This window comes from Sphingomonas sp. MMS24-J13 (assembly GCF_044905095.1).
Classification (GTDB): domain Bacteria; phylum Pseudomonadota; class Alphaproteobacteria; order Sphingomonadales; family Sphingomonadaceae; genus Sphingomonas_I.
The window spans coordinates 2,339,683-2,361,257 of the sequence record NZ_CP173258.1; the positions used below are offsets into that span (position 1 = coordinate 2,339,683).

Here is a 21,575-nt window from a genome sequence, read left to right on the forward strand (position 1 = left end):
CGCACGAAGCTTCCCCGGAAGCCCCTTCGACCGCGGTCCTGATCTCATTGAAATGGTTAACAGGCCATAAAGCTGCGGCAAGGGGTTCGTTTAGGCCGACAGGAGGCCGGTCGCGGCGGAACCATTCGAACGTTTAATCGACGTGCGCGCCTTCATCGATAAAATGGCCCGTCTCACCGTACTTGCAACGTCACGCCGCGATTCGGGCGATTGCAATGCGGAGAGAGGCACTTGCGATCGAGCGCACCACGCTGGATCGCGCCGTCGCGGGGCTAGGTCGGCAGGGTGAGATAGGACCCTTGGGCGTCGATGGCCGAAAGGCCGGCTCGACCGCATGTTCCGCTCGATCACGACCGCTTGCGGAGGGTCGCGACAATCTAAGCTCACGAAGCCTAATACCGGGACTTTGCAATCGACCAGTTCACTAAGGCAGGCATTACACTTCAAGCCGATTTTAAGAAGGATCGGCCTAATCCTAAGGCTCAAGCGGGCACCGCGAGCGCATTACGATCAAAAACCGGGGGCATCGGCGTCGCCGATGGCCCCCGACCTTTACATGTTAGGCAAACTTGATCGCGACGTTGCGGCGACGGGTGGTGCGAAGCGCGCCACCAACCATGCCGAAACCGCCGAGCATCAAAGCCCACGAAGCCGGCTCAGGAACGGCGCTCTGCGGGTTGCCGCCGGCGTTGAATGGCGCAAACGCGACGGTGCCCGAATAGGAACCCTTACCGCTACCCGAGATGAGCAGGGTCTGCAGCCCTGCGTTCACCGGAAGATCGGTGAACGAAAACGACTGGTTCGGCAGCGCCGGCATGAAGTTCAGATCGACCCCGTTGAGCGAAACCGAGGTGAACGTCAGGCCCGACGAACCCGTTACGTTGGCCGATCCAACGAGCGAGCTGATCACGCCATCCGCAGGAACATTGAACGTCCAGGAATTGTTGAACGTCCCGTTCACGTTGGATCCGAAGAATCCGGACAGGTACGTTGCGGGGTCGCCGGCGAGGCCGATCGTCGCCGCATTGGCGCCTGAGGAAACAGCAAACACGGCTGCGGTCGCAGCAATCGCACAAAAAACTGAACGCATAAACATAACTCCCTGAACCACCGGCTCATGGCGCCAGGCAAATAGCCCATGCGAGGTGGTAACCTCGGCGCTGGTCGGGTTAACAAAATGTTAAAGACGATTGTTCCGCCCCGGACCGGTTGAATTTCACCAACCTTTACATGACGATGCCGTAACAATCTCGCCGGTACCGGTGGGCAGCGGCCATTCAGGCCCGCGAGCCGCCTGCCGGCCGCGATAGACGAACCGGACGATGGGTGGGCCGTTGGAGGCGCCTTTGCGGGCGGGCTCCACCCTCCAAATTGCTGCAGCGCAGCGTGATGGGCGGCAGTCTTTTAGCGAACGCCACTCCCGGGGGCTGGCCCTATGAGGGGCCAGGCTCTGCCGGTTCCGATTGCCGCTGCTGCCACCAGCGGAGCAGCCGCGGGCTCATCGCGATGGCCAGGACGACGGCGCCCGCCGCAAAGATCAGCAAGGTCGCCGATTTGATCCGGTGCAGCCAGGGATCGATCGTCTTGCCGAACAGGAACCCGCCCCACACCATCAGCACCGCCCACACCGCCGCCGAGATCGCGTTGAGCATGACGAAGGTCCGCGATTGGATATGCGATGCCGAGATCGCGATCGGGGTTACCGTCCGCATGCCGTAAATGAAGCGGAAGCTCAGCGTGAACAGGATAAGGTGATGCTCGAGGATGCGGAGCGCGCGCTGGAAGGCCGGACGCTTCTCGACCCGTTTGACCCACTTCTCCTGCTCGTAATGCCGCGCGAGCCAGAACCAGAGCTGGTCGGCAATGCACGCCCCGACCCCGGCGGCGACCACCACGCCCCAGACCGGCAAGAGACCGTTCTGCGCCAGTACCCCGCCGGTGATCGCCACCGCCTCCCCCTCGATGCCCGCACCGACGAAGATGGCGGCCAAACCGAAGCGCGCGATCAGGGTTTCCAGTGCCAGCGCGATACCCCTTGGTTTGGTTGCAAGAGTTTAGGCCACGGAATGACGCGCGCAAGCTTGCACGGATTCCACCGCCGCTCCGCATGCCACGACCTCACTCGAGGCCGAGCTTGCCTTTGAGCGCGTCGATCCGCTTCGAGGCTTCGGCCTTGCTGAGATCGGCCACCGGCATTTCCTCGCCCGCTTCCTCGCTCAAGGTCGCCAGATAGGAGGCCTGCGCGCCGGTGATGGGATCGTCGCCCGAGACCCAATTGTCCGGATCTTTCTCGGTATTCGAGCCGGGATGCTCGTCGAGCTTGGGGTTGTGCAGCTGTTCGCTCATGTCGACCTCGATGTTCCTTGTTTGTTCGGCCCTTAAACGGCATGGCGGATGGATGGTTCCGGCGCGGCGAGCCGCGGGTCCTTGATCGCGACCATGCCGATGGCCATCTGGCGCCCGCGGCCCCAAGCGAAGGATCGAGTCATGGCACTGCGCGACATTCTGCCCGGCAAACTCGGTTTCGGCGCGGCGCCGCTCGGCAATATGTTCCGCGACATTCCCGAGTACGAGGCGCTGGCGACGGTCGAAGCCGCGTGGGACGATGGCATCCGCTATTACGACAATGCGCCCTTCTACGGCGCCGGGTTGGCGGAGATCCGCATGGGCCGCGCGCTCGCGGGCAAGCCGCGTGAAGACTATGTGATCAGCACCAAGGTCGGCCGGGTGATCCTCGACGAGCTCGAGGATGTCGGCGCGCGCGACCAGGGCGAGAAAGCCGGCGTCTTCGCGCATGGCCGCGCCAACAAAGTCGTCAACGATTACAGCCACGACGCGACCTTGCGATCGATCGAGGGGAGCCTGGAGCGCTTGCAGACCGATCGGATAGAGATCGTCTTCGTCCACGATCTGGCGCGCGATTTCTGGGGCGATCAATGGATCGCGCGCTTCGAGGAGGCGCGGACGGGCGCGTTCCGCGCGCTCGATCGGTTGCGCGACGAGGGCGTGATCAAGGCGTGGGGGCTCGGCGTCAATCTGGTCGAGCCGATCGAGACCTTGCTCGATCTGAAGGAGTCGCGCCCCGACGGCGCCTTGCTGGCGGGGCGTTACACCCTGCTCGATCATGCGCGCGCGCTGCAGCGGGTGATGCCCACGGTGGCCGCCAAGGGCCTCGGCATCGTCGTCGGCGGGCCGTACAGTTCGGGCGCGCTCGTGGGCGGGCCCAATTTCGAATATGCCCCTGCCCCGCCGGCCATCCTCGACAAGGTGGCACGGATCAAGGCGATCGCGGATCGCCATGGAGTCAGCATGAAGGCGGCCGGACTGCAATTCGCACTGGCCAATCCCGCGGTTGCGGCGGTGATCCCCGGCGCCAGCCACCCGAGCCGGATCGCGGAGGATCGCGCGGCGCTGGACGAGAGAGTGCCGGCGGATTTCTGGCACGAATTGCGGACGGAGGGACTGGTCGATCCAGCGGCGCCGTTGCCGGCATAACCCAACGGCAGCCCATCCGTCTTCGTGTCCGGAGTCCTCTGATCGGCCGATCCCGCACGGAACCCGGCGCGCCGTTCCGGCGTAGGCAATCCCGTGTCTAAACCCGTCCTGCTCTGGCTCCGCCAGGATCTCCGCCTCGCCGATCAACCCGCGCTCATGGCTGCCATCGGCGAGGGCCCGGTCATCCCGGTCTATGTGCTCGACGACGAGACGCCGGGTGATTGGCGGATCGGCGGGGCGCAACGCTGGTGGCTGCATCACAGCCTCGCCAGCCTCGCACAAAGCCTGAAGGCGAAGGGCAGCCGGCTGATCCTGCGGCGCGGGCGTGCCGATACGGTGCTGCGCGATCTGATGGCCGAGACCGGCGCGAGCCAGATCCACGCGATCCGCCATTACGAGCCATGGTGGCGCAAGGCCGAGGCCGCGCTCGGCGATGCGCTCTGCCTGCACGACGGCAACCATCTCGCCCCGGTCGAGCAGGTGCGCAACGGATCCGGCCAGCCGTATCGGATGTACTCGGCCTTCTGGCGCGCGCTGCAGGAGCAATTGCCCCCGGACAAACCGATCCCTGCGCCGGACACGATCCCTGCCCCGCCCCACTGGCCGAAGAGCGAACCGCTCGCGGACTGGCAGTTGCTGCCGCACAAGCCCGATTGGTCCACCGGCTTCGGCGACGCCTGGACGCCGGGCGAGGCCGCGGCGCTGGCCAGGGCCGAGGATTGGGCCGACGAGGTCCATGCCAATGCCGAAGCCCGCGATCTGCCCGCCGCGCCGGGCACGTCCATGCTCTCGCCGCATCTCCACTTCGGCGAGCTTTCGGCGCGCGCGCTCTACGGGCGGGTGCATGATCGCGCGCATGCCGGAAAATTCGTCAAGGAGCTCGCCTGGCGCGATTTCAGCGACGGGGTGATCCTCGCGCTGCCCGATTATGGCCGCCGTAACGGCCGCCCCAAATACGACACGCTGCGCTGGCGCAGCGATGCCGCGGCGAAGCGCGATCTGCGCGCGTGGCAGCGCGGCCGCACCGGCTATCCGATCGTCGATGCCGGCATGCGCCAGCTCTGGTCGATCGGATGGATGCACAACCGGGTCCGCATGATCGCGGCGAGCTTCCTGGTGAAGCATCTGCTGATCGATTGGCGCGCGGGCGAGCGCTGGTTCTGGGATTGCCTGGTCGATGCCGATTACGGCAACAATTCGGTCAACTGGCAGTGGATTTCGGGCACGGGCGTCGACGCCAACATGTTCGGCCGGATCATGGCGCCGCTCAGCCAATCGGAGAAATTCCACGCCGGCGACTATATCCGCCGGTGGGTGCCCGAACTGGCCGGCCTGCCCGACGGCGCGATCCACGATCCCGACGCGGCAGGCTGCCGGCCCGAGGCCTATCCCGCCAAGATCGTCGGCCACCGCGAGGGGCGCGAGCGCGCGCTGGCGGCGGGGCGCGCCCTGGACTGAGGCGATCGCATCGTCCGGGGGCAATCCAGCTGCCGGACGACCCAGGTCTTTCGATCCGTCCCGAAAGTTATCGATAATTAACCATTTAACATCGTGAAGTGATGAACCCTTATCCCCGCCGTCCGTTGGAGGGCCACCCGATATTGGGCAGCCAATAGGAATCCACATGAACCTTATCATCCTCCTCGTCGTGGGCGGCATCATTGGCTGGCTCGCAAGCCTCATCATGCGCACCGACGCGCAGCAGGGCATCATTCTCAACGTCGTGGTCGGCATCGTCGGCGCACTTCTGGCGGGCTTTCTCCTGACGCCGCTCATCGGCGGCGTGCCGATCACCAGCGGTTCGCTCAGCATCCAGTCGATCCTGGTTTCGCTGCTCGGCTCGGTCGTCCTGCTGGCAGTGGTCAATCTCGTCCGTCGCGGCAGCGTTCGCTGAGCGGACACAAGGCCCGACAGGGCAAATGAGCGGTCGCGGCGATGCCGCGGCCGACACATAAAATCATCGAGAGGAACATACCTATGAAGATCTGTCTTGCCGCGCTCATCGCCGGCGGCCTCGCGACCGGCGCCCTCGCCCAGGACGCGCAGAGCGGTTCGCACAATCCCGTCGTGAAGGACAGCAGCGCGCATGCCGTCGCGGCGCCGGCCAAGGGCCACAGCTCCTTCACCGAATCCCAGGCCAAGAAGCGCATCGCCAAGGCCGGCTATACCGGCATCAGCGATCTCAAGAAGACCGACGCCGGCTGGACCGGGACGGCCATGAAGAGCGGCCAGAGCGTCACCGTCACGCTCGACTACAAAGGCAACATCAGCTCGAATTGATCGAGTTTTAAGGAGAGTATCATGTCCAGAACCATCACTCGACTGTTCGACGACTATGCCGACGCCAAGGCCGCCGTGGCCGAGCTCGAGCGCCTCGGCGTTCCGCACGACGATCTGAGCATCGTCGCCAACAACACCCATGGCGACCATGTCGTCGGTGACGGCACCACCGGCGGCGATGTCGGCCGTGGCGCGACGACGGGCGCCGCGATCGGCGGCGTCGGCGGCCTGCTCGCCGGGCTCGGCCTGCTCGCCATTCCCGGCCTCGGCCCGATCGTGGCGGCCGGCTGGCTCGCAGCAACCGCAGCCGGTGCCGCCATCGGCGGTGTCGGCGGCGCCGCAGCCGGCGGTCTGGTCGGCGCGCTCAAGCATGCCGGGCACACCGAAGAGGAGGCCCATGTCTATTCGGAGGGCGTCCGCCGCGGCGGCACCCTGGTGAGCGCGCGCGTCTCGGACGAGCTCGCGCCGGCCGCCGAAGCCGCCCTCAACGGCCGCAACGGCGTCGATGCGACCACCCGTGGCGAGGATTATCGCCGCGCGGGCTGGGCCGGCTTCGACGAGACCGCAGCGCCCTACACCGCCGAGGAGATCGAGCGGGATCGCGGCAGCTATCGTCGCGAACCGATCGTCTGACGCCAATCCGGGCCGGATCGCACACGCGATCCGGCCCGAACGGCACCATCCGCCCCCTCCCCCCTCACGCGGAAGCACGCAACGGCCAGGATCCTGCCTTCGAGTGACGGCCCGTTCGGGCGCCGGGCCGCGGAACTGGCGATCAGTTCGCGCCAGGTGCTGACATCGTGGCTGCTCGCGGCGATCGCGATCGGCTTCCTCTATTTCGGCCGATCGGTCCTGATCCCGATCACGCTGGCGGCGTTTCTCGCCTTCCTGCTGGCCCCGATCGTCGCGACGATCCGGCGCGCCAGGGTGCCCAAGCCCTTGGCCGTCCTGCTGGCGATGCTGATCGCGCTGGGCGTGATCTCGACCACCGCGGTGATCCTGATCGGCCAGGCCGCGGTGCTGAAGAGCGACGCCCCGGTCTACGTCCAGCGCATCACCGAGAAGGCCGAGCGCGCCCGCGCCAGCATCCAGCAGCGTTTCACCTTCCCCGCCATCAGCGCGCGCGAGCAGCGCCGCCGCCCCACCGCGGCCGAGCGCGCCGGCGCCAGCCTGAAGACCCGGCAACAGCAGAGCGCCGACGCCGGGACCGTACCCGTCGCCATCCGCGGCGCGCCGCCCGCGCTCACCGAACAGCTCCAGACCTATGTCATGCCCCTGCTCGCGCCGATCGAGACCGGGCTGATCGTGCTGGTCGTGACCTTGTTCTTCATGGTCCAGAAGGAGGATGTGCGCGATCGCGTGATCCGCCTGATGGGCGCGGCCGATCTCCACCGGACGACGATCGCGCTCGACGATGCGGCCAAGCGCCTCAGCCGCTATTTCTTCGCCCAGGCGATCGTGAACTGCGCCTTCGGAGGCGTGATCTGGATCGGCCTGTGGCTGCTCGGCATTCCGGCGCCGGGCCTGTGGGGCATCCTTGCCGGGCTGCTGCGCTTCGTGCCCTATGTCGGCATATTGATCGCCGCGGTCGGCCCGCTCGGCCTCGCCGCCGCGACCGCGCCGGGCCTGGGGCTGGTGTTCGCGGTCGCCGGGCTGTTCCTGATCATCGAGCCGATCGTCGGCTATGCGATCGAGCCGATGGTCTATGGCCGCTCGACCGGCCTGTCGCCGGTCTCGGTCGTCGTCTCGTCGATCTTCTGGGCGTGGATCTGGGGCCCGATCGGGCTGGTGCTGGCGATGCCGCTGACCCTGATGCTGGTCGTGCTCGGGCGACATATCCCGGCGTTCGAGCTGTTCGATATCCTGCTGGGCGATCGGCCGCCGCTCAGCGTGGCCGAGACCTTCTACCAGCGCGCGCTGGCGCTCCGCCCCGAAGAGGCGATCGAGAATGCCGAGGAGCAGCTGGAGCAGCTCTCGCTCCAGGATTTCTACGATCAGGTGGCGCTGCCCGGGCTGCGGCTGGCGGCGGCCGATGTCGAGCGCGGCGTGGTCGAGCGGGCGTCGATGAAATCGGTGTGCGAGACCGTCGTCCAGGTGGTCGATGCGCTGCGCGACCTGCCCGCCGACCAGACCGACGATCCCGACCAGCCCGCCGATATCCTGGCGGGCCGCACCATCCTGTGCGTGCCCGGGCGCGGGCCGCTCGACATCGCCGCGGCGGCGATCGCGGCGCACCTGCTCGAACAGGCGGGCGCCACGATCCATCGCGTGACGCGCGAGGCGATGGGCCAGTTCGATCCGGCCGGCGAGACGACGGACGCGATCGACACGGTGTGCATCGTCGGGCTGTTCAGCGCCAAGTCCGCCCGCCGGCTGGCGCAGGTGGCCGGGCATGTCCGATCGAAGCTGCCCGACGCCGCGATCTGCGTGGGCGTCGACCGCTACGAGGACGGCGCGGTCGACGGCGATCCGCCGCTGGCCGGCTCGTTCGGCGCATATGTCGATTGCGTCGCCGCCGCCCAGGATTTGCCCGCCCCGGCCGCGCGCCGCGCGGCAAGCACGGTCCTGCCAAAGTGAAATAACGGCAATAAAGCGCGCGCGCCCGGAACAGACATACCGGCCAAGCCTTCTGGTATCGAAGGAGAATAGATGTGAAAATCTTGAAGATCGCCCTGATCGCCGCCACGATCGCGATTGGCGGGGCCGGCGCAGCCGAGGCCAAGCAATGGGATCGCGATCATCACGACCGGGGCTATCACCGCGGCGAGCGCGATCGTCACGACCGCTCCTACAATGGCGGCTATGGCTATCGCCACCATCGCGAATGGCGCGAAAACCGCTATTACGGGCACCGCCGCTACGAGCATCACGGCCGCCGTCACTGGGGCTGATCCGCCCGTCGACGACGTCGACCGGCTTATGATTTGAGCAACGCCCACCGCGCCATCGCCGTGGGCGTTTCGCGTTCGGGCGGGCGCGATCGTGCCCGTTGCGATCGGCGCGGCTTGGCTCCGCCATCGCCTGAGGCGCCGAAATGCAGCCCGCGGGCGCGACCTCCCCGTCCATACAGCCCGCCGCGCAGCGGATCGGGCCGAGGCCCGCCAGAGGGCGATTTTCCCTGTTATGCGCAAATAACAGGGAAAATCCGACTTTTTCGGCACGCGATCGGCGCCGAGGATCCCCGCAAGCCATTGGGAAGGCGAGCCTGTTCCGGCAATTTCCCGTCGTGTCGGAACAGGGAATTCGGCGTGCGGAAAATCGCTTTATCAGGGGCGCATATCGCCCGGAACAGGGAATTGATCGCGCCAATATTCGGCGCGCGTTCTGGCGATAACGGAATACATGGTCAGGCGACGCCGGACAATTCCTCCGATCCATTCTCGCCTCCAATCTTTTCATATGTCCAATCCGCCTGTCCCGTAGTCTATCCCGAAGGACACAGGACGATCCGACGGCGTCGTTAAATTCTGTGTACTTCGATATCGGGCCATTATAGCGGAAGATTGACCGATTTTCCCGCGCGTATTGGAGCGGAGACGCGGCAATTTCTGATGCCAACTGCGCTTGCCCTCCGATCGACAAGCCGTGGCGAGAGCCGTGAAAACGACCCAAAGGCTGGATCGTGTCATGCAATTGCATTACGGGCGGCATATCCTTTGTCATGCAATTGCATGACACGCCCTACACCACGGAAGCCCGCCCGATGCCCGCCAATGCCCTCATCCAGACCCGGATCGATCGCGATCTCAAGGATCGCGCGGCCGCGGTGCTCGACACGATGGGCCTCACGGTATCGGATGCGGTCCGCATCCTGCTCACCCGCATCGCCCACGAAGGCCGCCTCCCCTTCGAACTGGCGGCGGATCGCGAGGCGTACGACGCCTGGTTCCGCGCCAAGGTCTACGAGGCTCTGATGGGGGACGAGCAGGACGGGTTGAGCGAGCAGATCGAGGCGGCCGCTGGCGCGCGCGGCGCCGCCGTTGCACACAAGGCATGATGCTGGTTGATCTTGGCGTGCCGTGCGACCGGCTGGCGTGGCGACCGAGCCATGGGCCGGCGCTGGCGGATCTTCCCTAACGGGCACGAAGACCCAGAACCCGAAATTTACGGTAGCTTGAGCGTTCGCCAAAAGCTGCCGTTGGTTGGGGCGTTGCCAAGCGGCTGGAACAGGGTCGCTGACGGCATGGCGGCCTCCGCCGGTGCTTGGTGGAAACTGCCGTTCGGCTCCCTCCGCAGCGGTGCAACAATATGGGCAATTTTGTTGCAGGCTAACACGTTGATAATACGTAAATTCCCGGCGAATGCTCAGGGTGCACCGCTAACCGCTCACGGTGAGAAGTCCGGATTTTTCAACGTACGCCTGCCCAGTAGGTAAAATCTGTACCGTCGCATTCCGCTCATCGAAATGAACCCATGCCTTGCTGTGCAGGTCCTTCAATACCTTGCGCTTGAAATCAGTGCCGTTCTTATATTCGACCCACGTCTGCAATTGAGCGACGCTTACTGGTTTTCCCTCGGCGTAAAGAAGTATCAAGGCTTTTTGGGCGGCGGTCTTCGCGGGTTCCAGCACTCGGCGTACGTTACCAGCTGACCAGACGATCTGAAACGTTCGAGCGGTAACTGCCTCCACCACCGCGTGGGAGTCCGCGAGAGGGAGCCGCGAATAGTTCCGCACGAACTCCCCCATAACCCATTTCATGCCTCGCAAGAAAAGCTCGGCATCCATATGATTGGGGCTGACATCGGCTGACACATGACCAATCGCACGGTTATTCCGAAGCTCGTAGAGAGCCGCCAACATCTTCGGTACTTGCATGCAAAGCGAGCGACCTTTGGAGGCGTTGTACTGCTCTAGGTCACGGCAAGCCTGCGGGAAGTTTCCCGGCTTCGAGGGTGTCGCAGCGTAGGTTCCGGTGGCGTGCCCAGCGCAGATACAAAAGGCGATTTCGCAGAACTTTCCTGCCTTGAGGCCGACCTTTTCCCAGTCTGCAGCGCGATACTCGTCGAGGGCTTGGCTAAACTCCTCCACTAGTGGATCACGAAGACTGGGGGGAACCGTCCGTAGCGATTCTTGGAGCGTGGGGAGGCTCAAGGATTAGTCCCTATCCCAGTAGTACTTGAACGGTCCTGAACCCTCTTTAGTTCTTTGCAGGAGGCTCCGCTTGAACAAGGACTCGCCTGCTGCCGCAACCTGATTCGACTTGTGGGTATACCCTTTTGCTGAGAGGCCTGCGACAATATCCCCGCCGGTTCTCTTGGTCTTGAAGAACCCTTCCTCCTTCAAAGCAATAATCCGATCCGCACAGGTGTGCCCCTTCGGAGCGACGTTGCGCTTGCGTTTGAACTTTGCCTTATCCGGGGCTCCTCCATCCTCAACGGCACCGCTATCCTGCGTGTTGGTGGCTTCATTACTGAGTTCGGGTGCTTCTTTTGCCGCAGGCGGACGGCTGCCAAACCCGGCTTCCTCAAGTAAGGGAAATAGTTTCGCTAGCAGGCCCTCCACGAAGTCCTTTTCGCCCTCGATTTCGACGACACCGGCCGGCGCGTCGATATGAACTCGGTTGGTCATTTGGCTAATCCTCCCCCAAAAACGATGCACGATCCTCGGCTGAGTCTCAGTGATATGCAAGTGCCAACTTGATTTGCCGTATGACCTACTGGAATCGCTGTATTATTTATCATGGCGGTAACCCATCCCCCTATCAAAGCAGAGCGAGCCATTGCTTCTGAGCCTTGGTGGCGTGCCATTGGTTAAACCGATCGAGAATTTATTCGCGCAACCCTATTGCCCATTCTGTTGCACCTCAGCCCCTGCGACCGGCAGCTTCCGGGTACTCCCGATCGGGCGTTGTCGACCGATTTTGGGGGCGCATAGCTGTCGCGGGGAAGCAGCCGACGAATATCCGGTTACCTCTGGCAGCCGCTCCAAACCGGCCATTCCGGTTTCCACCCATCGGCGGCCAATCTCGTTGGAATAATAGAATCCTTAGACGCTCGGGTAGCGGCCCCTCACTCCATCCGCGCCAACAGCTCATCCACCCCGCAACTCGCAAAACTCGCGAAATTGTCCGCGATCCCGAACGGCAGCAGCAGCGTCCGCTCGTGCACGATCGCCCCGCAGCTATACACCACGTTGGGCACATAACCGTTCCGCTCGCTCGGGCTCGGGCGCAGGATCGGTTCGGGGGTGCGGGCGAGCAGCTTGGTCGGGTCGGCCTTGTCGAGCAGGCAGGCGCCCATGCAGTAGTTGCGCATCATGCCCACGCCATGGGTCAGTAGCAGCCAGCCTTCGTCGATCTCGATCGGCGATCCGCAATTGCCAATCTGGATGAACTCCCACGGGAAATGCGGGCGCACGATCTTCGTGCCGCCGTCCCAGGTGGTGATGTCGTCCGATGGAGACGAACACCGTCAGCCCCTCCTAGGGCGTCCTGATCCAGATCGACATTCTGGGACGATCGCTGAGTTCGCGCTCAACCGGTTCGGGGCGGACGTCGTTTGGCTCTTTCTGCTCTTGCGGAGGATAAGTACCAGCCGGGCAACCCCTGATGTTCCCATGGTGGCCGCAGGAGCCGCCGTGCACCGCCTGATTGGCATGACAACTAAAAGAGCCATTGTTCAGCCTGACGCAGCTAGCCTCTTGGCAAGGCTGGTAGCACTTACCCTGACAGGCATTACGATTAGCTATGGCGCATGCATTGGCTGGAGTGTCGGCCACGCCAAACCGATATTCCGCCAGCGACGGAGCACTTAAAAAACAAACCGCGGAAAGCACAAATAACATCTTCATGGCGACAATACTCACCGCGCTAGCAGCTTCGCCTTCTGTGCATCGAATTCGACCTGCGTGATGATACCTTTGGCTTTTAAATCCGCGAGCTTGATCAACTCGTCAGCGATGCCGAGCCTGGCATTCCCCTCCGCAGCGACGACCGTTCTGATCGCGCAACTCGGGCTGGAGCTCAACCTTCGCACCGGTATCGCATGTCGTTACGCTTTCCAGCGCGTTGCCCCAGGAAATGGTGCCGTTGGCGTCGCTCAGGATCCAGAAACCTTGCGCGCCGACATAGCCGCCCATGCGATTCTTGGCGTTGAGAGTGCCGCAGGCGATCCAACCCCATGTACGCTTGCCAATCAGCGGCTTCGCATAACCCCATTGAAAGCCGCTCGTATAAACGATCTGCGCCGAGACCGGATCGAACAGAGGCGCTTTTAGCGACGCTTCGCCGGTTGCGCGCACTTTGGCAAAATCTGGCTTCGGCACGGGCGGTGGCGGCGTCACCTGCGCCGCGAGCCCGGGCACCCACAGGGCGCTGACGACGATGGCGATCCCGCTCAAACCCTCTGACTTCATGCCCACCCCCGCCGGCTCATTTCGAGCACTCTTATCGCAGCCTACGGATCTGTCACGGCGATTTTAATCCAATCCCATTGGGCAAGAGGGCTTCGGTTCAACTCATCCGCCCCAACAAATCATCCACCCCACAACTCGCAAAGCTCGCGAAATTATCCGCGATCCCGAACGGCAGCAGCAGCGTGCGCTCGTGCACGATCGCCCCGCAGCTATGCACCACGTCGCGGTAGAGCCGGGCCTGCCCGCCGATCCGGCGGCCGAGCAAGCCCGTCCCAACTCAGAAATTGTAGCTGAGGGACACTCTGGCACCATAGTCGCCGAGCGCGCCCGAGGTCTGGCCGAAGGCGGATCCGCCGATGCGGAAGCCGTGGCCTGCCACGATATCGGCGCCTCCCTCCACGCGGAGGGCATCCTTGCCGGTGCTGGCACCGGTAATCGAGAAGGCGCTGCCCGCTCCTGCAAAGGTCGCATGCTCGATGCCGAGAATGTTGCCCCACATATGCTGGTAGGAGATCGACAGCTTGGGCAGCAGCGTCGCCCCGCCGATCGGTGCCGCGCCGTAGATCTTCAGGCCGAGCTCGGCGACATCGATGTTACGCGTCGTTCCGCTGACGGTGAGTGCAGCCACCGTGCCACTTTCGGCGAAGCCGTCGCGATGGGTGCGCAGATGCGAATAACCAGCGAACGGCGCGAAGCTCGCACCCCTGTAGCTGATCGCATAGGCAGCCTGGCCGAATAGCTGCGCGCTGTCGGCGTCATACTGCGCCGTGGTCAGACCACCGATCGTGCCGAGGCTGACGGTGCGACGGGTGTGGATGTCATGCCAGGTGTAGCTGATCCCGCCGTCGAGCATCAGCGCGTCGCGCGTATAGCCAGCGTAGGCGGTCACGATCTTGCTGTCGATATCGGCCTGGCTGGCGCGGCCGGTCGCGCCGATGTTGCTGCGCAGATAGCCGCCGGCGATGCCGGCACGCAGCCCTTCGTGCCCATAATCGATGCCGGCGATACCGCCCCGGCGATCGGTCCGCGTCGGGGCGACGCCATCGCGCGCAGCGCTCTCGGCCAGATTGTACATGGCCTGCCCCCAGACACCGACACCCTCGCCATCGAAGGTGGCGCGGTTGCGCACGACGCGACCGACCTCATTCACCTCATCGAGCAGGCTGGTCGGCACGCTCGCGTGGATTTCCCCCGACAGGCTGGTGAATGCCGCCTGTGCGCCGCTCGCATCCTGCATCAGCACATAATTGTAGAGCGGGTTGCCGAGCCCGCGCGACTGGACCGCCGCGGCGACGCTGCGCTGATTGTCATTGCTGGCGATCGCGGCGAAGTTCACGTCGTTGCGCGCGAGCGTCAGCGTGACGGCATTGGCCGAATAATTCAGCAACGGCGTCAGGAAGGCAAGGTTGGAGGTCACGGAAGCGAACTGCCCGCTCACGCCGCCCGGCGCGGTCAGAATGACGTAGTTGGTCAAATTGCTGTAGGTGCCGGTCGCCGCCAGCACGCGCACGGTGCCACCCTGCAGGGTGGCGGTGCCGGTCGCGTCGATCCGGTCGGACTGGCCGGCGGCATTGGCCTCGACCGCATAGGTCGATCCGGCCGCGAACGTGACGTTGCCGGTCACGGCCTGCGTGCCGATCGAATTGCCCGGCGCCCAGACGCCGCCCGATTGCACGATGGTCGAGCCGACCCGCCCGGTGCCGCCCAGCGTGCCGCCCGACGCGACCACCACCGGCGAGACGATGCTGCCGTTGACCGACAGGGTGCCGCCGTTGATCGTGGTCGTGCCGGTATAGCTGTTCGTCCCGCTCAGGTTGAGCCGCCCGCTGCCGGACTTGGTGAGGCTGCCACTCCCGATCACCGCCCCCGCGAAGGTGGTATCGCTGGTCTGGGTGGTGGTCAGCGAGCCGCCGGCGATGTTGATCGTCGTCGATGTGTTGGTGCCGCTCAGCGAGGCGACGCTCTGGTTGGTGCCCGCCAGGTTGAGCTGGCCGGCTCCTTCCACGTCGAGCTGGATGGTGGGCGCCATCGGTGCGCTCAGTCGGATCGAACCGTCCTGGATCGTCATGACGCCATTGAGCGCATAACCGGCAGCGAAGACGAGCTCGCCCGCACCCCGCTTCAGCAGGGTGCCGTTGCCGCTTAGGCTTCCGCCGAAAGTCGTGCCGTCGCTGCGATCGACCACCAATGCGCCGTTGTCGACCAGATTGCCGGTGAAGGTGCCGGTTGTCCCGCCGGTGCCGATCTGCAGTGTGCCGCCGGTGTTGGTGGCGAAATTGCCCCCCTGCGTGCCGCTGATCAGCGCGGTGGCGCCGGCGTCGATCGTCGTCATACCCGTCGTCTGGATGCTGTTCACGCCATCGAGCGTCACCTTGCCTGCGCCGGTGAGCAGTATGTCGCCCGAGCCGGTCACCACCGTCGAACCGAAGGTGGAGCCCGCCGACGCCGCGCTGCTGCGCACGACCAGGGTGCCATTGTCGACGATGGACGGCGTCGTCACACCCGTCAGCCCATTCGCACCGTTCTGGCTCTCGAGGCTCGCGCCCGATTCGATCGCAACGCCGCCGGAGAAGTTCAGGGCGGCTGTCGTCCAAATCCCCGATTGAACGTCCAGCGTCTCGAAATGGGAGACGGCGTTCAGGGCGCCCGGCCCCGCACCAGCCAGGATCAAGGCGTCCGTGCCGGCACCGCCATCGACGGTTCCACTAATACGGGCGCTCGAAAATAGGGTCAAAGTGTCGTTGCCGCTGCCGAGCGCTATTGCGGCGCCGGCACCGCCCGTAACCGAGCCTGCGATCTTGAGGATTGCGGCCGTTCCGGTTCCGGTGATGGCCGCGCCTTGCGACGACGCAATCGATCCACTCGCCTGCAGATCGATGCTGACGGTTTGGCCGGGCCCGGCCATATAGCTGATCGCATCGCTGCCGCTACCGATCGCCGCAACCTGCCCCGCAATCTGCAGATCCGAACCCCCGGCAAGCTGGATCGCCGCCGAAGAGGCGCCCGAGGTCGAAACCACACCAGTCTGTCCGACAGTGATCGAACTGCCGTAGTAGCTCGTCCCGAACAAGCCGTTCGAGCCCGTGGCAATGGCGGCCGAGCTGTTTCCCGACGTCCGCACCGTGCCATCGACGGAAATGTTCGTTAGCGCGCCCATCACGCCAATAGCAGGCGCGAAACCGAAATGGTTCGACGTCGTCTCGACAAGCCCGGTCTCGCTGATGACAAGCGACGATCGCGCGCCGAGCAAGACGGCGTCGGCACCGCTACCGGAGATCAGGCCGGAAATGCTCATCGAGGCGCCGCTACCGCTTGTGACCGCGGACCCGTAAAAATTGCGGATCTGACTGCCGGCTGCGGTCGTCAGCGTTCCATTGTTGGCGATGGAAACGGTGTAGGATTGCGGGGACCCACCGGCAAAGGGATCGTCGACCTGGACAATGGCGCCAGGAAGAAGGGTTACCTGCAGGCCAGAAGTACCATTTCGCTCCGGGTTCGGCGCAGCAGCGTCGCAGGTGACCGTCGTTCCGGTGGTTACGCAGTGCGCTTCGAGGCGGCTCCCGCAAAACAAGCTCGTCAGGGCCAAGCAGGACGTGCCCAGCAAGCGCGAGCGCGCTGCGAAACCAAAGATTTTCATACTTCCCCCAGATCTTATCGGGCGCTCTTGAACGCCGCGATGCACACCCGCCAATTGTCCGAGCCGCGGCTGTAAGGCAAGCCGCTGTATCACCGTAATGGTTGTATCCGCCTCCGGCCCGGTGGCATTCGCCCTCGACGGTAAAATGAGACGCTCACCGCCGCCGAGACCTCCTGCCAGCGCGCGCTGCCGGCCTTCGTCGATCCGGATCGTCGGCGTTGACTCCCGGGCCGTCATTCTGATGGCCCGTGCGCAAGTGGCCGCGCAAGCGTGACCTCGACGCCCCGGCAAAGTCGTTTAGCGGCAACCATTCTGATCGCGCCTGAAGAGGCGCCCATAGCGACAATGCGGTGGGCGTTTCGCGTTCAGGGCGAGAGCCGCTCAGGCCATCCGCTCGAGCAGTTGATCCACCCCGCAACTCGCAAAACTCGCGAAATTGTCCGCGATCCCGAACGGCAGCAGCAGCGTGCGCTCGTGCACGATCGCCCCGCAGCTATACACCACGTTGGGCACATAGCCGTTCCGCTCGCTCGGGCTCGGGCGCAGGATCGGTTCGGGGGTGCGGGCGAGCAGCTTGGTCGGGTCTGCCTTGTCGAGCAGGCAGGCGCCCATGCAGTAATTGCGCATCATGCCCACGCCATGGGTCAGCAGCAGCCAGCCTTCGTCGATCTCGATCGGCGATCCGCAATTGCCCATCTGGATGAACTCCCACGGGAAATGCGGGCGCACGATCTTCGTGCCGCCGTCCCAGGTGGTGATGTCGTCCGATGCGATCAGCCACAAATTCTCGCTGTCCTGCCGGCCGATCATGTGGAAGCGGCCGTCGATCCGGCGGGGGAAGAGCGCCATGCCCTTGCTCGCCGGCACCGATCCCTTGAGCGCGGTCATCTCGAACGTGTTGATGCCGGTGCCGCGGAACAGCTCGCAGCGCGCATCGCGGCCGTCGAAGGCGGTGTAGGTGCCGAGGAAGGTCGGGCGGCCGTCATCCTCGATGAAGCGCACCATGCGCAGATCCTCGATCCCCTGGCGCTGGCTGGCGGTGACCGGGAAGAGCACGCTTTCGGACGGGCTCTCGCTGCCTTCGCAGATCACCCGCGTCGTGCCCAATCGGCCGCTCTCGTCGGGGCCCTCGATCCGCGGCGAGGTGACCCATGGGCTCGGATCGTCGACATGGAAGCCGGCGGCGGCGCTCCAGTGGCCGGTGCGGAAGGTGACCGAGGAGACATGCCCCTCGCCGATGCCGCGCAGCGAGAGGATGAAGTTGATCCCGTCGGCGGGCGCGTCATCCTGGTTCATCCGCATCACGATGCTGGGGTTGAACAAGGCGGCGGCCTCGAACGAATATTCGGCGCTGAGATAGGCGCCGATCAGCAACTGCTGCTCGGGATCGGCGGTCACCGTCTCGGGCAGGCAATCGCACACCTGCTCGAAGCGGCGGACCAGCATGGTTTCGACGTTGCGATGGCGTTCGGAGAGCGCGGCGACGGCGGCGGTGCATTCCGCGCGCCGGGCCCCCTCGTCGAGCGTGAGGACGCGTTCGATCACGGTGCGCATGCGTGGCTGCGCGGCATCGCGGAACGCCTCGGGATAATCGACGCTGAAGGGCTTGATCACCGTGCGCGCGGGATCGGGGCGCAGGTGGAGACCCGAGAAGGTCAGGAGGTCGTTGTCGCTCATGGGGGGCAGGCTCCGATCGCGGGATGGCGATGGGTGGGGGTGTAAATTCCTCCCCACGATTTCGTGGGGAGGGGGACCATGCGCAGCATGGTGGAGGGGCCGCCGTCGAAGACGGCGGTCTGCGACCGCCGCCCCTCCACCACGCCGCTATGCGGCGCGGTCCCCCTCCCCTGCGAAGCAGGGGAGGATCTTCAGATCAGCAATTGTTGAACTTACCGACGTGGCCGCGGCAGCGTTCCACCTTCACCGGGTGATGCGCTTTCAGGTTCACGCGCGGGGCGACGACCTTGTGGCAGGGGAAACGCTTGCCGTGGCTGTTGTGGCACATACGCGCTTCGGCGGGCGCGACGCCGGCGATCGCCACGCAGACCAGGGCGGCGGCAGTCATCATCTTCAACATGCGGGATCTCCTCGGCGCGCCGGGGAGGCACGCCGCCCGCTCAACGAGCCGGCACCCGATTGGATGCGGGGCCGTGACGACCCCATAAAAACAAGGCCCCCGGAGCGCACTCCGGAGGCCTTCAGGTGAGACATTCTCACAGGGGAGTCAGAATGCCCTCGCCGTGACGGCGATGCTGTTGGCGGCAAGGCGGCGCCCGGCGTCGCGGGCGGCGAGCGCGAGCTGGACCTGCTGGGAGGCGTCGTCGATCGCCTGCGTGCGGCAGGTGCGGGTCGCCTGCGTGCCGATGAGGTCGATCGCGTCGGGGTGGCCGCACACCATGCCGGCGGCGTGGCCGATGCGGCGGGCGAGCGTGGCGCGGCCGGCGCTGCTGGAGAGATCGAGGTCGGCGGTGGGAACGCCGACGCTCATGGCCTCGCCGGCGGGGGCGGCATAGGCCGGGCTGGAGATGATCGCGCCCGCCAAGGCGAGCGCCGCGGTCAAACGGGCAAAGCTGATCACGGGAGTGTTCCTTCCTTCGGCGGCGGCCGCTCATCGGCGCCGCTGGAGCCTTCCTAGGCGGCCGGCCGGGCCGTTGCGCGCCCGGTTCGACCGGGCGGGAAGCCGCGTCCACCGGTCGACGAAGTGCGGAGAGACGGCGACGAACGGCGCGAACGGTCCGTTGGGGTGCGCCGCGACACGAGCGGACAACTACGTAGAGACCGACGGTCGGCCGCCCTTCCATATGCGAATCCTACGCGACGAACCGAGTGCCGATCTCGCTTTCGAACGTGCCGGCCTCCTAATCGCACAGCTTCGATTACCCATGAGGGCACCATGCAAGATATCCTATGGATCGCGGTGATAGCGGGGCTGACGGCGGCGACGCTCGCTTATGCCCGCCTCTGCGACAAAGCGTGAGGCGGCACGATGACGCTGGACCTCACCCTCGCCGGGCTGACCGCGGTCGGCCTGCTTTTCTATCTCGTGGCCGTGCTCCTGCGGCCCGAGCGCTTCTGAACGGGGCGCGCACATCATGACCATTCAAGGCTGGATCCTGATCCTCGTCTTCCTCGGCATCCTCCTCGCGCTCACCAAGCCGATGGGGATGTGGCTGTTCGCGCTCTACGAAGGCCGCCGCACCCCGCTCCATGCGGTGCTGGGCCCGGTCGAGCGCGGCTTCTATCGCCTCGCCGGCATCGATCCGGCCGAGGAGATGGGCTGGCGCCGTTACGCGGTGCACATGCTGATCTTCAACGTCGCTTTGATGCTGTTCACCTATGCGATCCTGCGCACCCAGGCCTTCCTGCCGCTCAACACGCCGGGCATGGCCAATGTCGGGACGGACGGCGCGTTCAACGTCGCGGTGAGCTTCACCACCAACACCAACTGGCAATGGTATTCGGGCGAGAGCACGCTTTCGAACCTCAGCCAGATGCTGGGGCTGACGATCCACAATTTCATGAGCGCCGCCACCGGCATCGCGCTCGCCTTCGCGCTGTTCCGCGGCTTCGCGCGGCGCCAGGCAGGCACGATCGGCAATTTCTGGGCGGATGCGACGCGCATCACGCTCTACCTGCTGCTGCCGATCAGCATCGTCTATGCGGTCTATCTGATCGCCGCGGGCGTGCCGCAGACCTTGACCCAGCAGGTCACCGCCACGACGGTGGAGGGCGCCAAGCAGGTGATCGCGCTCGGGCCGGTCGCCAGCCAGGAAGCGATCAAGATGCTCGGCACCAATGGTGGCGGCTTCTTCAACGCCAATTCGGCGCATCCATTCGAAAATCCGGACGCGCTCACCAACCTCGTCCAGATGCTGTCGATCTTCGTGATCGGGTTCGGGCTCGCCTGGTGCTTCGGCAAGGCGGTGGGCAACACCAAACAGGGCTGGGCGATCCTGAGCGCGATGGTGCTGCTGTTCCTCGCCGGCACGACGGTCGCCTACTGGCAGGAGTCCGGCGGCACGCCGCTGCTGCACAGCTTCGGGCTGCAGGGCGGCAATATGGAGGGCAAGGAGGTGCGCTTCGGCATCGCCGCCTCGTCTTTGTTCGCCACCGTCACCACCGATGCCTCGTGCGGCGCGGTCAATGCGATGCACGACAGCTTCACCGCACTCGGCGGGCTGGTGCCGATCTTCAACATGCAGCTGGGCGAAGTCGTCGTCGGCGGCGTCGGCGCGGGCATCTACGGCTTCCTGCTGTTCGCCATCCTCGCGGTGTTCGTGGCGGGGCTGATGGTCGGCCGCACGCCCGAATATGTCGGCAAGAAGATCGAGGGCCGCGAGGTGAAGCTCGCCGTGCTGGCCATCGCGGTGCTGCCACTCGCCATTCTCGGCGGGGCGGCGATCGCGAGCGTGACCACGGCGGGTCTGGCCGGGCCGCTCAACAAGGGGCCGCACGGCTTCTCGGAGATCCTCTATGCCTTCTCCAGCTCGGTCGCGAACAACGGGTCGGCCTTTGCCGGGCTCACCGCGGGCACGCCCTTCTACAACGCGATGCTCGGCGTCTGCATGTGGGTCGGCCGCTTCTTCATGATCGTGCCGATGCTCGCCATCGCCGGCAGCCTCGCCGCGAAGAAGTACACGCCCGAGACCGCCGGCTCCTTCCCCACCACGGGCGGGCTGTGGGTCGGGCTGCTGATCGGGGTGATCCTGATCATGGGCGGGCTGACCTTCCTGCCGAGCCTCGCGCTCGGCCCCATCGCCGATCATCTCGCGATGATCGGCGGCCACCTCTCCTGATCCTTAGGACGCG

General features: G+C 65.1%; 22 protein-coding genes and 1 pseudogene. 10 read left to right on the plus strand and 13 right to left on the minus strand.

Annotated features, from left to right (window positions below; translation table 11 throughout):
- Positions 1-559: 559 nt before the first annotated feature.
- From AB4Z44_RS10905 to AB4Z44_RS10915, 3 genes are all read right to left on the minus strand, one after another.
- Positions 560-1,090 carry an FxDxF family PEP-CTERM protein gene (locus tag AB4Z44_RS10905; protein ID WP_404714054.1) on the minus strand — a complete coding sequence of 177 codons (531 nt, stop codon included), beginning with the start codon at positions 1,088-1,090 and terminating at the stop codon, positions 560-562.
- A 343-nt stretch (positions 1,091-1,433) separates the two neighbouring features.
- Positions 1,434-1,991, minus strand: coding sequence for a DedA family protein (locus AB4Z44_RS10910; protein ID WP_404714055.1), 558 nt, complete (start codon positions 1,989-1,991; stop codon positions 1,434-1,436).
- A gap of 127 nt (positions 1,992-2,118) precedes the next feature.
- Positions 2,119-2,346, minus strand: a complete 228-nt coding sequence (locus AB4Z44_RS10915) for a DUF3072 domain-containing protein (protein ID WP_404714056.1) — start codon at positions 2,344-2,346, stop codon at positions 2,119-2,121.
- A 141-nt stretch (positions 2,347-2,487) separates the two neighbouring features.
- Between AB4Z44_RS10915 and AB4Z44_RS10920 the strand changes: the two genes are divergently transcribed.
- From AB4Z44_RS10920 to AB4Z44_RS10955, 8 genes are all read left to right on the plus strand, one after another.
- Complete coding sequence (locus tag AB4Z44_RS10920) at positions 2,488-3,495, plus strand: aldo/keto reductase (RefSeq protein ID WP_404714057.1); 1,008 nt, start codon at positions 2,488-2,490, stop codon at positions 3,493-3,495.
- A 93-nt stretch (positions 3,496-3,588) separates the two neighbouring features.
- Entirely contained in the window at positions 3,589-4,953 is a 1,365-nt protein-coding gene (locus tag AB4Z44_RS10925) for a cryptochrome/photolyase family protein (protein ID WP_404714058.1), read from the plus strand.
- 166 nt (positions 4,954-5,119) lie between these two features.
- A complete protein-coding gene (locus AB4Z44_RS10930) occupies positions 5,120-5,389 on the plus strand; it encodes a GlsB/YeaQ/YmgE family stress response membrane protein (protein ID WP_404714059.1) in 270 nt (89 codons plus the stop codon).
- Positions 5,390-5,472: 83 nt separating this feature from the next.
- Positions 5,473-5,775, plus strand: a complete 303-nt coding sequence (locus AB4Z44_RS10935; protein WP_404714060.1) for a hypothetical protein — start codon at positions 5,473-5,475, stop codon at positions 5,773-5,775.
- A 21-nt stretch (positions 5,776-5,796) separates the two neighbouring features.
- The gene (locus AB4Z44_RS10940; RefSeq protein ID WP_404714061.1) at positions 5,797-6,408 is read left to right on the plus strand and encodes a general stress protein; all 612 of its coding nucleotides are present in this window, start codon (positions 5,797-5,799) and stop codon (positions 6,406-6,408) included.
- A gap of 156 nt (positions 6,409-6,564) precedes the next feature.
- Positions 6,565-8,352 (plus strand): AI-2E family transporter, encoded by a 1,788-nt coding sequence (locus tag AB4Z44_RS10945; protein WP_404714062.1) that lies wholly within the window; start codon positions 6,565-6,567, stop codon positions 8,350-8,352.
- Between the two features lie 74 nt (positions 8,353-8,426).
- Positions 8,427-8,666, plus strand: coding sequence for a hypothetical protein (locus AB4Z44_RS10950; protein WP_404714063.1), 240 nt, complete (start codon positions 8,427-8,429; stop codon positions 8,664-8,666).
- An 812-nt stretch (positions 8,667-9,478) separates the two neighbouring features.
- Positions 9,479-9,772 (plus strand): type II toxin-antitoxin system RelB/DinJ family antitoxin, encoded by a 294-nt coding sequence (locus AB4Z44_RS10955; RefSeq protein ID WP_404714214.1) that lies wholly within the window; start codon positions 9,479-9,481, stop codon positions 9,770-9,772.
- Positions 9,773-10,093: 321 nt separating this feature from the next.
- Here AB4Z44_RS10955 and AB4Z44_RS10960 read toward each other — a convergent pair whose 3' ends face one another.
- The 10 genes and pseudogenes from AB4Z44_RS10960 to AB4Z44_RS11005 form a co-directional block, all read right to left on the minus strand.
- Positions 10,094-10,804, minus strand: a complete 711-nt coding sequence (locus AB4Z44_RS10960; protein WP_404714064.1) for a hypothetical protein — start codon at positions 10,802-10,804, stop codon at positions 10,094-10,096.
- A 66-nt stretch (positions 10,805-10,870) separates the two neighbouring features.
- Positions 10,871-11,344 carry a hypothetical protein gene (locus AB4Z44_RS10965; protein ID WP_404714065.1) on the minus strand — a complete coding sequence of 158 codons (474 nt, stop codon included), beginning with the start codon at positions 11,342-11,344 and terminating at the stop codon, positions 10,871-10,873.
- 440 nt (positions 11,345-11,784) lie between these two features.
- A pseudogene (locus tag AB4Z44_RS10970) lies at positions 11,785-12,171 on the minus strand (glycosidase); the annotation flags it as partial.
- A 405-nt stretch (positions 12,172-12,576) separates the two neighbouring features.
- On the minus strand, positions 12,577-12,750 hold the full coding sequence (locus AB4Z44_RS10975) for an SHOCT domain-containing protein (protein ID WP_404714066.1): 174 nt from the start codon (positions 12,748-12,750) through the stop codon (positions 12,577-12,579).
- Positions 12,668-13,129: a hypothetical protein gene (locus AB4Z44_RS10980; RefSeq protein WP_404714383.1), complete on the minus strand. Its 462-nt coding sequence runs from the start codon at positions 13,127-13,129 to the stop codon at positions 12,668-12,670. Before AB4Z44_RS10980 ends, AB4Z44_RS10975 begins: the two co-directional genes overlap by 83 nt.
- Positions 13,130-13,226: 97 nt before the next feature.
- Positions 13,227-13,394 carry a hypothetical protein gene (locus AB4Z44_RS10985; RefSeq protein WP_404714067.1) on the minus strand — a complete coding sequence of 56 codons (168 nt, stop codon included), beginning with the start codon at positions 13,392-13,394 and terminating at the stop codon, positions 13,227-13,229.
- Positions 13,395-13,406: 12 nt separating this feature from the next.
- Entirely contained in the window at positions 13,407-16,424 is a 3,018-nt protein-coding gene (locus tag AB4Z44_RS10990; protein WP_404714068.1) for an autotransporter domain-containing protein, read from the minus strand.
- A gap of 723 nt (positions 16,425-17,147) precedes the next feature.
- Positions 17,148-18,443, minus strand: coding sequence for a glycoside hydrolase family 130 protein (locus AB4Z44_RS10995; RefSeq protein ID WP_404714069.1), 1,296 nt, complete (start codon positions 18,441-18,443; stop codon positions 17,148-17,150).
- Between the two features lie 196 nt (positions 18,444-18,639).
- Positions 18,640-18,843, minus strand: coding sequence for a hypothetical protein (locus tag AB4Z44_RS11000; protein ID WP_404714070.1), 204 nt, complete (start codon positions 18,841-18,843; stop codon positions 18,640-18,642).
- 147 nt (positions 18,844-18,990) lie between these two features.
- Complete coding sequence (locus AB4Z44_RS11005; RefSeq protein WP_404714071.1) at positions 18,991-19,344, minus strand: UrcA family protein; 354 nt, start codon at positions 19,342-19,344, stop codon at positions 18,991-18,993.
- Between the two features lie 408 nt (positions 19,345-19,752).
- On the opposite strand from AB4Z44_RS11005, the gene kdpF reads away from it, so the two are divergent.
- Complete coding sequence (gene kdpF, locus AB4Z44_RS11010; RefSeq protein ID WP_404714072.1) at positions 19,753-19,842, plus strand: K(+)-transporting ATPase subunit F; 90 nt, start codon at positions 19,753-19,755, stop codon at positions 19,840-19,842.
- A 16-nt stretch (positions 19,843-19,858) separates the two neighbouring features.
- Positions 19,859-21,562, plus strand: a complete 1,704-nt coding sequence (gene kdpA / locus AB4Z44_RS11015; protein ID WP_404714073.1) for a potassium-transporting ATPase subunit KdpA — start codon at positions 19,859-19,861, stop codon at positions 21,560-21,562.
- The last annotated feature ends 13 nt before the right edge of the window (positions 21,563-21,575 follow it).

Bases quoted from the DNA above. Each gene is read 5' to 3' on its own strand.
- AB4Z44_RS10905 (WP_404714054.1), bottom strand. From the start codon at position 1,090: ATGCGTTCAGTTTTTTGTGCGATTGCTGCGACCGCAGCCGTGTTTGCT.
- AB4Z44_RS10915 (WP_404714056.1), bottom strand. From the start codon at position 2,346: ATGAGCGAACAGCTGCACAACCCCAAGCTCGACGAGCATCCCGGCTCG.
- AB4Z44_RS10920 (WP_404714057.1), top strand. From the start codon at position 2,488: ATGGCACTGCGCGACATTCTGCCCGGCAAACTCGGTTTCGGCGCGGCG.
- AB4Z44_RS10930 (WP_404714059.1), top strand. From the start codon at position 5,120: ATGAACCTTATCATCCTCCTCGTCGTGGGCGGCATCATTGGCTGGCTC.
- AB4Z44_RS10935 (WP_404714060.1), top strand. From the start codon at position 5,473: ATGAAGATCTGTCTTGCCGCGCTCATCGCCGGCGGCCTCGCGACCGGC.
- AB4Z44_RS10940 (WP_404714061.1), top strand. From the start codon at position 5,797: ATGTCCAGAACCATCACTCGACTGTTCGACGACTATGCCGACGCCAAG.
- AB4Z44_RS10955 (WP_404714214.1), top strand. From the start codon at position 9,479: ATGCCCGCCAATGCCCTCATCCAGACCCGGATCGATCGCGATCTCAAG.
- AB4Z44_RS10965 (WP_404714065.1), bottom strand. From the start codon at position 11,344: ATGACCAACCGAGTTCATATCGACGCGCCGGCCGGTGTCGTCGAAATC.
- AB4Z44_RS10980 (WP_404714383.1), bottom strand. From the start codon at position 13,129: ATGAAGTCAGAGGGTTTGAGCGGGATCGCCATCGTCGTCAGCGCCCTG.
- AB4Z44_RS10990 (WP_404714068.1), bottom strand. From the start codon at position 16,424: ATGAGCATTTCCGGCCTGATCTCCGGTAGCGGTGCCGACGCCGTCTTG.
- AB4Z44_RS10995 (WP_404714069.1), bottom strand. From the start codon at position 18,443: ATGAGCGACAACGACCTCCTGACCTTCTCGGGTCTCCACCTGCGCCCC.
- AB4Z44_RS11000 (WP_404714070.1), bottom strand. From the start codon at position 18,843: ATGTTGAAGATGATGACTGCCGCCGCCCTGGTCTGCGTGGCGATCGCC.
- kdpF (WP_404714072.1), top strand. From the start codon at position 19,753: ATGACGCTGGACCTCACCCTCGCCGGGCTGACCGCGGTCGGCCTGCTT.
- kdpA (WP_404714073.1), top strand. From the start codon at position 19,859: ATGACCATTCAAGGCTGGATCCTGATCCTCGTCTTCCTCGGCATCCTC.